General features: G+C 58.9%; 8 protein-coding genes and 2 pseudogenes. 8 read left to right on the top strand and 2 right to left on the bottom strand.

Annotated features, from left to right (window positions below; translation table 11 throughout):
• The first annotated feature begins 303 nt into the window (after positions 1-303).
• From R3355_RS23890 to R3355_RS23915, 6 genes are all read left to right on the top strand, one after another.
• On the top strand, positions 304-1,038 hold the full coding sequence (locus R3355_RS23890) for a PFL_4669 family integrating conjugative element protein (protein WP_318963620.1): 735 nt from the start codon (positions 304-306) through the stop codon (positions 1,036-1,038).
• 5 nt (positions 1,039-1,043) lie between these two features.
• Positions 1,044-1,583, top strand: coding sequence for a DUF3158 family protein (locus tag R3355_RS23895; protein WP_318963622.1), 540 nt, complete (start codon positions 1,044-1,046; stop codon positions 1,581-1,583).
• 13 nt (positions 1,584-1,596) lie between these two features.
• Positions 1,597-2,058 (top strand): single-stranded DNA-binding protein, encoded by a 462-nt coding sequence (locus R3355_RS23900; RefSeq protein ID WP_318963623.1) that lies wholly within the window; start codon positions 1,597-1,599, stop codon positions 2,056-2,058.
• A 385-nt stretch (positions 2,059-2,443) separates the two neighbouring features.
• A complete protein-coding gene (locus R3355_RS23905) occupies positions 2,444-2,623 on the top strand; it encodes an Rmf/CrpP fold protein (protein WP_296222428.1) in 180 nt (59 codons plus the stop codon).
• A gap of 98 nt (positions 2,624-2,721) precedes the next feature.
• Entirely contained in the window at positions 2,722-4,626 is a 1,905-nt protein-coding gene (gene topA / locus R3355_RS23910; RefSeq protein ID WP_318963624.1) for a type I DNA topoisomerase, read from the top strand.
• 385 nt (positions 4,627-5,011) lie between these two features.
• Entirely contained in the window at positions 5,012-7,597 is a 2,586-nt protein-coding gene (locus R3355_RS23915; RefSeq protein WP_318963625.1) for an EAL domain-containing protein, read from the top strand.
• Between the two features lie 603 nt (positions 7,598-8,200).
• Here the strand turns inward: R3355_RS23915 and R3355_RS23920 are convergent.
• Positions 8,201-8,507: pseudogene (locus tag R3355_RS23920) on the bottom strand (IS3 family transposase); the annotation flags it as partial.
• On the opposite strand from R3355_RS23920, the pseudogene R3355_RS23925 reads away from it, so the two are divergent.
• A pseudogene (locus R3355_RS23925) lies at positions 8,415-10,335 on the top strand (DEAD/DEAH box helicase). The pseudogenes R3355_RS23920 and R3355_RS23925 sit on opposite strands and share 93 nt — an antisense overlap.
• Before the next feature lie 345 nt (positions 10,336-10,680).
• Here the strand turns inward: R3355_RS23925 and R3355_RS23930 are convergent.
• The gene (locus R3355_RS23930; RefSeq protein ID WP_318963626.1) at positions 10,681-11,706 is read right to left on the bottom strand and encodes an IS110 family transposase; all 1,026 of its coding nucleotides are present in this window, start codon (positions 11,704-11,706) and stop codon (positions 10,681-10,683) included.
• 124 nt (positions 11,707-11,830) lie between these two features.
• Here R3355_RS23930 and R3355_RS23935 point away from each other — a divergent pair.
• A partial coding sequence (locus R3355_RS23935) for a transposase (protein WP_318963627.1) occupies positions 11,831-12,328 on the top strand: 498 nt, incomplete at its 3' end.

Consider the following 12,328-nt stretch of genomic DNA (forward strand, 5'->3'; position numbering starts at 1 on the left):
CAGCGGTGCCGACAGGCAACTGAGTTATTCGGCCCGAATAGCTCCAGCCAGGACCAGGCAGCGGTGCCGACAGGCAACTGAGTTATTCGGCCCGAATAGCTCCAGCCAGGACCAGGCAGCGGTGCCGACAGGCAACTGAGTGGTTTCACTGGAACCACTTCTCTAAATAAGTAGCAGCACCGCTTCCCATTCATAAAGAGGCAACAACAAATCCCCTTCCGTCGGGCTATGGATTTCTTGCTGCGGCCGTAGCGACCGAATTGCAGCATGGGCGCGAACTTCCCCGTAAGGAAAAACCGCACCATGGCTGACAACTACCGGCTCAACATTGGCTCCCTGCGGAGCGATGTGCAGCTCACCCTCCACACGCACCACGCTGCCCGCATTTGGATGGGGCGGCCCAAGAATGAGCAGAAGCCGGGAATCATCGGCCTGTCCGGCTTCTGCTCCATCATCAACCGCATGACTCGCGGCGCCACCCAGGACGATCCCTACTCCGACTGGTGGATGATCCAACTAGAGGACAAGATCAATGAGTCCGACACAGCGCTGAAGGATATCGACCAGCGGCTGGACGACGTGATGGCGAACCTGCCGCCCGCGATCAGCATCAGCAACAACCTGTCGATCCAGCCGGTCAGGCTTCCTCTCTATATTTCCAACCCCCTCGGGTTCAAGGCCGTTTACCTGCTGACCTCCTATGACGAGATCGTCCGACGCATCCTGCTGGCCCAGCACGTCGGCCTTATTGGTCGCCGAGACATGGAGTTGTGGATCGACGAAGGTGCTGCCGTGCTCCGCAAACTTTTCGGGCTGGCACAGACCTACCGCTATTCGGGCGCCTGCCGTGACGACTTCGCCGCGAACAATGCGAAGGCTGAGGCAGCTCGCAAGATGTACGAACGGTATGGCGAGATTCCCCTGGACATCCTGGAGGGCACTCGCCGCTCCACGTTCGCTCCGCCGATCACTCGCGGACAGCCGGAAAGCGAGGCGCCGGAGCCGTTCTCCGGTGACATCGGCGACGGCGAGGACTGATCGGTATGTGGCAGATCGGCTCCTCCAGCGAGACGCTGCAACAGACTGCCTTCCGGCCACTGCAACAGGATGCCTTCCAGGGGCTACAACAGGGTGCCTCACTAAAAGGCCTTTTAAAGCCCTTTAAAGGTAAGGGGGAGCTGAACCAGTTTGCGGAGCAATGCCGCGTGCTGGAGGTGGGTTTGAAAGAGCTTGCCCAGGACGTGCTGGCCCAGGTTCGGCGTCATCCCTTCACCCTCCTGCCCGTCCGCTTGACCGAGCAGAACACCCAGGCCGGCACCATGTTCCTGCGCTGGCAGCACGTCGCCACTCGCAGGATGGGTGTCGGCGTCTGGGCGGAGATGGTCGGCCACCCCAAGACACCAATACCGATGCTGCAGGACCTCTACGTCCTGGAGCTGCAGCGCATCACCCTCAACATGCAGATCAGCCTGATCCACTCCATCGGGAAACAGGCCGCCGAGTGCGCCGAGAAGATGGGCCAGGCCGAGGCCGTGCTCATGGAGCGGCTGCAGCAGAGCACCAACCTCATGCAACACAACTAACCGGAGAACGCTCATGGGTACATCCGTACAAAGCTGGGAAGGCAACATCGGCTCCGCGCCGGAGTTCAAGGAATTCCCCAACGGCAACAAGGAGCCGCGGCGCTTGCTGCGGCTCAACATCTACTTCGACAACTCGGTGCCGGACGGCAACGGCGGTTACGAAGACAAAGGAGGTTTCTGGGCCAACGTCGAGTGGTGGCACAAGGACGCTGAAAGCTACTCGCGCCTGTTCCAGAAAGGCATGCGCGTGACTGTGTCAGGTCGTGCGGTTATGGATCGCTGGGAGAACAACGAGGGCGAGTTCGAAGCGCTGAAGATCCAGGCCAGTCGGGTCGGCATGCTCCCGCACCGCATCACGGCGGTTACGCTGAGTGCTTCGCAGGGTGCAAATGGTCAGCAGGGCAATCGGCCACAACCCCAACTGCCGCTCAACGCCGATCAGGATGCCTATCCCGATCCAGACGAGCCCCTCTGATAGGGGCTTAATTTCGGCCCCATTCGGGAAGCTGCTGGTGGAGGGGGAGACGGTTCATCGTCGCCCCCTTCTCATTTCTGAAACCTTTGGGCAGTTGCAACATGCAGATAGATGAGGATGTGAGGAATCCCGGACGCTGGCTACTGACTGGTAGTAGCGGAGCACTCGTTGGTCGGCCTGTTGTACTGGTGTTATTCGGTTCGAAATGCTCCCAGGTAAAAATCACGCCATTCGGGAAATTCTCGCTGATTGGTAGCTTTCTCATCGGCGAACTGTGGCAGCGGCTGTAGAATTCTGGCGGTCACTAAAAAATCGCCCAAGCGTGACGCTACCGTTCGACTGACTTGCTCATCGGGAGACTATGTCCATGCGGGACTCGATCAAGATGCAGAAGCCAGCAGACAGGCGTCGGCTCAATAACCCCCATCGTGCCGTAGTATCTGCCGGTGCCGAGGCCGCCCGGAAAGGGCTACCAGTGCATGCCTGCCCATATAGTCATCCTGCAATGCGGGCGTCCTGGCTTAAAGGGTTTGCCCAGGCACAGCAGCTGTCGCTGGACCTCTAGCCCCTGAAAAGCTCCCCCTTCCCGGTGACCATTTCCAGTTGAAGCTCCTCCCTTGCTGCCGCGACAGTCGGTCCCTGGCAAATCGAGAGGGGTATCCCATGAAGCTGTTGATCATCGAGGCACCCGGCAAGCTGAAGAAGCTGCAGCCGATGATGAAGAAGCTGCGCCCAGGCGAAGATTGGCAAGTGATCGCCAGTGGCGGCCACATCCGCGATCTCCCGGCCAAGGGCCAGAACGACACGATGATCACCACCGGCGTGCGCAAGAACTACGCCCCGATCTACGAGATCTTGGAGAAAAGCGCTCGGAATGTGCGAGCCATTAAGGCTGCAGCGAAACAGGCGAGCGAAATCTACCTGGCCACTGACCCGGATCGCGAGGGCGAAAGCATCGCCTGGCACATCCAGCAGGTGCTGGGAGTCAAAGACTACAAGCGCATCACCTTCAACGAGATCACCCTCAAGCGTGTCCAGGAGGCCTTGGCCAATCCGCGGCAGATCGACCTGAACAGGGTTGCCTCGCAGGAGTGTCGCCGTGTCCTGGATCGACTGGTGGGCTACCTGGTGACCCAGGAGCTCCGCCGCCTGATCGGCAAACCCACCTCGGCCGGGCGCGTCCAGTCGCCTGCCGTCTACCTGGTGGTACTGCGCGAGCGCGAGATCCGCAACTTCGTGGTAATCAACCACTTTGGCGCCCGACTGCACTTCGTCACCCCCAGCGGCAAAACTACCTGGAGCGCGGAGTGGCAGCCGGTACCGGACTTCGCCACCAAGGAACACCCCTATATCCAGGACGGCAATCTCGCCCAGTTGGTCGCCTCCACGCGCAACGTGGTGGTCGAGGTGTGTGAGGACCGTCAGTCCGAGCGGGATCCACCGGCGCCCTTCATCTCCTCGTCGCTGCAACAGGCGGCGAGCAACGCCCTGAAGTGGGATCCAGACAAGACCATGCAAGTCGCACAACGCCTCTACGAGCAAGGCGTCATCACCTATCACCGCACAGACAACCCCAACGTACCGGACGATGCGATGGAGGACATCCGCAAGGTGGCCAGCTCGCTGGGCGTGAATGCCGTCGCTGAGCGAAGGACATTCAACGCGGCAGAAGGCGCCCAAGAAGGCCACCCTGCCATCACCCCAACTTACTGGGCCGACGAAGTGGCCGGAGAGGGTCCTGAAGAGCAGGCGCTGTACAAGCTCATTCGGATCCGCGCACTGGCCAGCCAACTGGAGGCTGCCATCTACGATGTGCGCACTGCCAAGTTGCTCGCCGTAGGCCCGGATCGGAAGCCTCTGCGCTTCACCGCAACTGGCAAGACGATTTCCTATCGCGGTTGGATGAAGCTCCTACTGGGCGACGACACCGACGATGACGAGGATGCCGAGGCGGATAACCCAGTACCCACGCTCTCCCCGAAACAGATCCTCCCGGTCCACAGCGGCGAGCTGCTGAAGAAGAAAACCCAGCCACCGGCGCGATACTCCAAGGCCAGCCTGATCAAGGAGATGGAACGCCGCGGCATCGGCCGTCCGAGCACCTTCGCCTCGATCATGAAGAACATCACCGGCAAGGGGCTGATCAAGGAGAAGAGTCGCAAGCTGGTCCCGGCCGGCTTGGGAGAGGAGACGATCGCGCGGCTGGAAGGGTTCTTCAGTTTCGTCGAGCTCGACTTCACACGGGAACTGGAGCGCGACCTGGACAAGATCGCCCAGGGCCAGGACACCTACGGTGCTGTGGTCTCCCGGCTGCATAAGCGCCTCGAGGAGGAACTGTCGAAACAGCAAGGGCTGCCCAGTGTGCCGATGCAATCGCCCCGGCCGGCAGCGACACAGAACTCAGAATTCAAATGCGGCAAGTGCGGTCAACCCCTCGCAAGGCGTCAGAAAAAGGGGAAAGGCGGTTACGACTTCTGGGGCTGCACCGGCTACAAGTCCAGTGGATGCAAGGTCAGCTACCCCACCTTGAGCGGCAAGCCGAACTTCGACAAGCCCAAGGGGCTGTAGCTGCAGGCGCAATTTTCCGCGTAAAGGCTGCTGCGGTGCGAGAAATCTGCCCTAGCCCAAGTACGCATTTGCCATAGAAACCAAGGATCTGGACTGTTGACCTGATCCGCACCCAGACAGTTAAGGAATCAGGCTTACGCCGGTCGTTCCCAGCGCGGCCATTGCGCAAAGTATTTGACGCCAATAATATGACCGCCCGCCTGATTCGACCAGGAAAGGTCCTGGGGCCGCTTGTTGAGTGATAGCCTTTTGATGTCAACTGCGACGATATGACCGGCTAGTCGCACAACATGCCAAGGCTCAGGCGCCTATGATTATGGAACATCACTTGAGAATTGAAATTTTCACCGCTCTATAGGGTGGCTTCTACGTTAAAGGGACTTATATGACTGTCTTCAGCCCTGCCAGTATCCTCTACACGAAGGGTGGGGCGAGTTCAAAGCTTGCCTGCAAGGTTTTGACTTCAGCTGCCGCCCTGCTGATGCTGGTCTCTGCACTGACAGTCGGGACGGTGGTTGCGATTGCCCACGGTCAAAATGATTGGGCTCGCGAACAAGGCCTGTTCTTCGCTGAAAAAGCATTGAAAATTCGCCAGGATAACCTGAAGAAGTCTATCAGCGACTATGCCTTCTGGGGGGATGCCTACCAGAACCTGCATGCCCGTGTCGACCTGGAGTGGGCCTATACGCGACGTAATTTGGGGGCAACCCTTTTTAGAGACTTCGCTTACGAAGGCGTCTTTGTCGTCACACCAGACGATCAAACGGTTTATGCGGTGATTGAGGGGAAGCTGCAGGCAACCCCGGCCCAACAGTGGTTGCAAGGAGACATTACTGACCTGCTGGAGCAAGCCCGGGAGCAGGCAGCCGATGAGGAAAGCCTGACGAGAATATTTCAGGTTGCAGGACGGCCTGCACTGGTGGCTGCGGCAGGCTTGACTCCAGGCGGCGACCCAACAGTGCGCGAGGTGCCCGGAGCGCCATCGGTACTGCTTTTTGTAGATGTTCTCAGCCCAGCCAAACTGCTTGCCTTGGGAAATGACTATGCCTTAAAGCAGATGCGGTTAGCCCGTGATGTCGAGGATGCAGCGCTTAGTCCTGGTCTTCGCCTCCAGACAGTCGGTGCCTCCTCCTTGCTATTACGTTGGGATCCTGTTCTGCCGGGCAATGTCTTGCTTACGTTTTTGCTGCCGCTACTGGGCGTCGCCGCGCTGATCATTGGGGCTCTGGGCTGGCGAGTAGTGCACCATACCCTGGCATCGGCAAGGTTACTGGATGACAGTTACTCCTCGTTGTCCACGAGCGAGGCTCGTTTTCACGACATTGCCGAAGCCTGCTCCGACTGGCTATGGGAAGCAGATGCGGAGCAGCGTCTGATTTACCTGTCAGAGCGCTTCGAGGCAATCACTGGTCATGCGCGTGAAGCCTGGCTGGGGCGCCCTTTGTGTGAATTCTTGGAGTTCGAATCAGATTCTCTGGCCAGTTGGGTAGCTAGCCCTGTCGTGCAGACTAATGCCCGTACTCCGCTGCAGTGCAGCTATCGATCAGCCAGCGGAAAATTAAGCCTGTGCATCCTGGTTGTGCGCGTGATGAATGGCCCAGCTGGCGCGAGCGGTTACCGTGGAACCGCAAGCGATATTACTGCGGAGGTGGAGAGCCAGTTGCGTATCCAGCAACTGCAACAATATGACGCTCTTACTGGCCTACCCAACCGAAAACACCTACAGGATACGCTCGAAAGGAGACTGAAAACCCACCGTTTTCGGGATAATCCGCTGACGCTGCTGGCCATTAATATTGAGCACTTTAAATATATCAATAGCAGCTTAGGCCGTGCGGTTGGAGACCAGATATTGGTCGAACTTTCACAGAGACTGGAGCAGTTTCTGCGCAATGAGGATTATCTAGCGCGCCCCACCAGCGATGAATTCATTGTGTTGCTCAACGGTGGGTTTTCCCGGCAGGAGGTCATTGCGCTACTGTGCAAGCGCCTCATCGAATGCGTAGAGCGGTCATTTATTGTTGATCATCAGGAGGTCTTTCTTAGAATCAGAATCGGCATTGCAATCGCTCCCAAGGATGCCGATACGGCTCATGAACTCCTGCACTATGCCGAGATAGCGCTCCATCAGGCGAGAAGCCTGAAGCACAGCCGCTGGTGTTTTTTTACCCACGAGATGGGTCGCCATATTACCGAAGAGAAGCAACTGGAAAACGAATTGCGCCATGCAATCAGTAATGGCGAATTGCGCCTGCACTTCCAGCCACGTTATCGCACAACCGATAAGCACCTGAGCGGTGTCGAAGCACTTGTGCGCTGGCAGCACCCTCAACGCGGCTTGCTCAGTCCTGGAGCATTTATTTCGCTGGCAGAGCGAACTGGGTTAATCGTCTCACTGGGCACCTGGGTGCTGCGTCAGGCCTGTCTTCAGACCTTGGACCTGGCAGAACCTATTTTCGTCTCGGTTAACCTTTCTCCTGAGCAGTTCCGTGCTACCGATCTGGTTGTGCAGGTGCAGGGAATACTTAGCGAAACCGGCCTGCCGGCCACTCGCCTGGAACTGGAAATCACCGAAAGCATGATGTTTGATGACGCCGAAGGTGCCCTTACCACCCTGAATGAGCTCAAGGCTCTCGGCGTCAGCCTGTCCATGGACGACTTTGGCACCGGCTATTCCTCTCTTAGCTACCTGCGTAGATATCCTTTTGACACATTGAAAATCGACCGTAGTTTTATCGCTCAGCTTGATGGGTCTGACAGTAGCCTGGCAATTGTGCACGCCATCATTTGGCTCGGGCACGCCATGTCGATGAGAGTAACCGCTGAAGGGGTGGAGAATGCGGAGCAGTTAACCTTACTCCGAGACATGGGTTGTGATGAAGTCCAGGGATTCCATCTGAACCGGCCAATGACAGCAGAGCAACTCTGTTCGTTGCTGGCGCGGGAGCACACGAACACAATCGACGCATGATTCGAGTATTACGCTTCGAAGAGGCAGGCGAATCGCCCGGATTTTATAGACACCCCAGGCTCCATTCAACGATTTCCGTAACGGGCGCTGATGCGTCGCCTTGAATACGAACGGGACAAAACGCTACATCGTGCTCGGCGCTCTCAATGCTCCTGAGTCGGTACTTGATTGAGTTGTTGCCGCAGGCAAGAGGATCCCGCTCCGGCATAAACGACTGCGGCTCTTCGAAATCGAATAGGTAAGAGAGATATGCAATGGTTTACCGTATCGGATCAGAACCGAACACGCGACCCAGAGTGGCTCAGGATATTCGGTATCAATAAAGACGGCGAGGTTTTCGTACCGGCCGCTATGGCTGGAGGCGATATGGAGGACAGGTCGCGCTCTGTGCTGCCGGGAACGCCCAGCCAACAATCCTCTACCTCGATCATTACTACGTACCGGGTAATTGGCTTAAAGCAGCATTTCCTAAAAACCGCCACTTGATCGATGCGATTGAGGTGCGGGCTCATTTGGCTCGGGTCGAAACCTTCGAGAAGGGCAGTGCCCCTTAGCGACTTTGCTTTCACAGACCACGCACCGCCGTCGGCAGGCAGGCAGGTAGGTAGGTAGGTAGGTAGGTAGGTGATGCTCCCATGACCACACCTGGTTCGCGGCCGTCGCCACATGGCTTGTCGGTCCTTTCACCGTGCGCGGCGGCTGGCTGCGACCACGGCGGTGTTGTTGGTCGGCAGCGCGCAGTATGCGGTAGAAGGTCGACTCCGAGGCCAGATAACGCTGCTGGTCAGCCAGCCGTGGCACGCTGGCTCGGTGGCAGATGCGCGTACCCCGGACTGTTGCAGACGGCCAGGATGGTCTCGAGTTCGGCCGGGCTCAGTGCATTGCGCGGCACCGGACGTTCGGTGGTAGTGCACTTTACCGCTACTGGCGGCTTCCCAAAGTCAAGCTGCTGGCCGAGCTGGACCTGCTCTTCCATAGCCTCATAGAGCTAGTCGACGGGCGTTACGCCGAATCCTGGCAGTCATTCTGCCAGAAACTGGAAGCCGCCCAGGCCGCGCCCGATCGGCAAGCGTTCACCTGGGGGTCTGGTCTTCAGGATCGCTCCACTCGCGCAGGGCGGCATTCTCCTGTCCGGCGACTACCACCCGGGGATGGTGGCGGTGGCCAGGCGCATGCGGGGAATCTTCCTCGGGCAATCCCGCTCCTGGAGGATCGACGCTTCTGCGGAGCTGGTCCGCAGCAACCTGATCCTGGAACTGGGCCTGTCCGAGGAGCAATTCGAGATCCTGGACACGGTCCAGGAACTGCTCAGCGATGGGAGCGTCGCCCCGGTCGAATCCATCACACGCATCAGCCTGGGCGGCCCAGCCCAGGAGCAGGCCGCGAAGGCTTCCGAGGAAGAGACCTCAGCTGACGTCTACCTGGCGGCCGTGCCCTCCATCGAGCGCACCGAGTACACCGACGCGCAGATCGAGAAGGCTCTATCGAACTACTCGCTGCTGGATCATCAGCCCGCCGGCATTCGTCATTTGCTGCAGCGGACCAGCGCCCTGCTTGCCGACGACATGGGCCTGGGAAAAACCCGTCAGGCGGTAATCGCCGCCGCGATCCACGCTGGCGACCGACCGATCCTGGTCGTCACCCTGTCCTCCTTTCTGATCAACTGGCAACGCGAGATTCAGGTTGTCTATCCGGATGCCAATGTCGCCCTGCAGGTCTTCGATGCCTCGGCGAAGTGGATGGTGATCAACTACGAGCGCTTGGGCGATTACGCCCTACAGGTGGACCACTTCGTCGTCATGGTCATCGACGAAGCCTATCGGCTGAAGGAGCCCACTGCGATATGGACACGCCATGGCTTCGACATCGCGGCCAAGGTGCCGAGCCGCTATCTGCTGACCGGCACGCCGGTGCTCAACCGCGAAACCGAGCTGCACACCCTGCTTCGCCTGTCCGGCCACCTGGTCGGCCAACTGCCGCTGAAGGAGTTCTGCGAGCAGTTCTCCGGCAGCCCGGAGTTCCGCAAGGATCTGCGCGATGCCATTGGTGACTGGATGCTCCGCCGACGCAAGGACGTGCTACCCGGGCTAAAGGGCAAGCAGCGGCAGACGCTGTCGGTGGCACTCTCCGAGGAGGAGCGCCGCCAGTACGACCGCATCCGCCTCGAGGACCGCCCGATCTTCGCCAGGCTCGGCGCGCTCCGTCAGTTCCTGGAGCAAGTGAAGGTTCGCGTCATCATGGAACTGCTCGCCGAGCTCGACATCGAGGACAAGGTGATCCTGTTCTGCGAGTTCAAGGAGACCGTCAGCACCCTCCGCGAGCTCTGCGAAGTCGCTGGCTATGGCTGCGTTACCCTGATGGGCAGCGACTCGCTGGCCAAACGGCAAAAGGCGATCGACAAATTCCAGGCCGATCCGGACACCCGTGTCTTTATCGGCACCACGTCGGCCGCAGGCACTGGCAACAACCTGACAGCGGCGAACTATGTCATGTTCCTAGGTCTGCCCTGGACGCCCGGCCTTCAGGACCAGGCAGAGGACAGGGCGTACCGTAACGGTCAACTGCGCCTTGTGGTGGTTAAGATTCCGCTGGTGGAGAACACCATCGACCAGAAGCTATGGCAGATGCTCCTGGATAAACGCCAGTTGGCCCAGGACCTGATCGAGCCCGATCCGGTCACCGAGAGCAAGGCAGCACTGGCGGAGACACTTGTTGCTTGCGCAACGGCTTGGACTTGACGCCGTTGCGCTCTATTTACAGCCAAGAGTACAAGCCGAGCAGCCTGCAAAAACTCACGACAGGCTGAAATCGGCCCAGGCTGTGTAAAAATCTATGGTCACCCCCACTTTTGCAATACTGATCAGCGATGAGCGTTAGGCTTGCCTAAATCTATCCGGCGTCTTGGTGGAGCAAGCTCCGCGCCTCGATGAGAGTCGCGCCTGAGGATCCTGAAAACGTTGGCGGCTTCGAAAGCCAGTTTTTACATCAGGTTCTTCATCAGGCCGGTGGGCCGTTCACGTCATCGTCTATTCAGCTATCGCAAAACCGGAAAAGGTCGTCGTGGTACTGCTCAGTCAGTAGGGTCAGGCGGTCAAGCCATCTGGCTCGGCTTCATATCGAGTGTGCTTAACGGCAATCGCCCAGGCAATGCGGGCCAGTTTGTTCGCCAGGGCGCAAGCCACCACGTTCGAGTGGCGTCGAATGAGCAAGCCCCGCACCCAAGTCGCCAATGCCCCGCGCTGATGCTCAAGTCGCATTAGATAGACTCGAGCGCACTGAACCAGCAAACGCCTGAGGTGCTTGTCACCCCGCTTGCTGATGCCCAACAGATTGGTGCGACCGCCTGTGCTGTACTGCCGGGGCACCAGCCCGAGTGATGCGGAAAAGTCGCGGCTACTGGCGTATTGCCGGCCATCGCCCATCTCGACCGCCAGCAAGCTGGCTGTGATCGGTCCGACTCCCGGCATGCTGAGCAACCGACTGCCCAAGTCATCCTCGGCTACTTGAGCCTCCAGCTGCCCCTCCAACTCCTTGATCTGCTGATCCAAGTAGAGGAAGTGCTGATGCAGTCGCATCAGCAACTGCATCAGTTGCGGCGGCAACGAGTGCTCTGACAAAGTGCTCGGGAGTCGCTTCATGGTTGCCAGGCCCTTGGGCAGGCAGATGCCGAACTCCAGCAGGAAACCATGTGCCTGGTTGGTGGCCTGTGTGCGCTCACGCACCAAGGCGTCACGCATGCGATGCAAAACAGACAGCGTCTGTTGTGCCTCGGTCTTGGGTGCGACAAAACGCATGGAGGGTCTGCACGCGGCCTCGCAGATGGCCTCGGCATCCACGAAGTCGTTCTTGTTGCTCTTCACGAACGGTCTGACAAATTGCGGTGAGATCAGTTTGGCGACGTGTCCGAGCTTGTTGAGCTCCCGCGCCGTGAAGTGGGCTCCGGCACAGGCCTCCATGACCACCGTGCAGGCTGGCAGATTGCCGAAGAGTCGCATCATCTGCAGTCGCGAGAGTTTCTTGCGAAAGACCGCCCGGCCTGCCCCATCCTGACCATGCAGATGGAAGCTGTGCTTGCCGAGATCGATACCCACCAGTGCAACTTTGTTCATGGCGATGGCCTCCGAGATAAACCCAGCGAGAGCATAGCCCTCACGGGGTGTGGGGGTGACCATCCCATTACGTTGGCATCGACCTTGCTGTGATTTGATGGATTCGAATCAGCGGGGGGCGCCAATGAAGCGTTTTATCCAGGGAGAGCATCGAGGCCAAAGCGCGCTGCTTCCCGAGAGCCTGGATGACTATGTGGCGGACACCAACCCGGTGCGGGTGGTCGATGTTTTCGTCGATGAACTCGACCTTGGCCAGCTGGGTTTCGAGGGCGTCGTCCCGGCGGAAACCGGCAGGCCGGCCTACCATCCTGCCGACCTGCTGAAGATCTACATCTACGGCTATCTCAATCGCATCCAGTCCAGTCGCCGTCTCGAACGCGAGGCTCAGCGCAACGTTGAGTTGATGTGGCTGACCGGACGGTTGATGCCGGACTTCAAGACCATCGCCAACTTCCGCAAGGATAACGGCAAAGCAATCCGCGGCGTCTGTAGGCAGTTCGTGGTGCTGTGCCAGCAGCTTGGCCTGTTCTCTGAAGCGCTTGTGGCCATCGATGGCAGCAAGTTCAAGGCGGTCAACAACCGCGACCGCAACTTCACCAGCGCCAAGCTTCAGCGGCGAATG

Source organism: Pseudomonas sp. (assembly GCF_033723075.1).
Taxonomy (GTDB): domain Bacteria; phylum Pseudomonadota; class Gammaproteobacteria; order Pseudomonadales; family Pseudomonadaceae; genus Aquipseudomonas.

Coding starts and splice junctions, on each gene's coding strand:
- R3355_RS23890 (WP_318963620.1), top strand. CDS start 304: ATGGCTGACAACTACCGGCTCAACATTGGCTCCCTGCGGAGCGATGTG.
- R3355_RS23895 (WP_318963622.1), top strand. CDS start 1,044: ATGTGGCAGATCGGCTCCTCCAGCGAGACGCTGCAACAGACTGCCTTC.
- R3355_RS23900 (WP_318963623.1), top strand. CDS start 1,597: ATGGGTACATCCGTACAAAGCTGGGAAGGCAACATCGGCTCCGCGCCG.
- R3355_RS23905 (WP_296222428.1), top strand. CDS start 2,444: ATGCAGAAGCCAGCAGACAGGCGTCGGCTCAATAACCCCCATCGTGCC.
- topA (WP_318963624.1), top strand. CDS start 2,722: ATGAAGCTGTTGATCATCGAGGCACCCGGCAAGCTGAAGAAGCTGCAG.
- R3355_RS23915 (WP_318963625.1), top strand. CDS start 5,012: ATGACTGTCTTCAGCCCTGCCAGTATCCTCTACACGAAGGGTGGGGCG.
- R3355_RS23930 (WP_318963626.1), bottom strand. CDS start 11,706: ATGAACAAAGTTGCACTGGTGGGTATCGATCTCGGCAAGCACAGCTTC.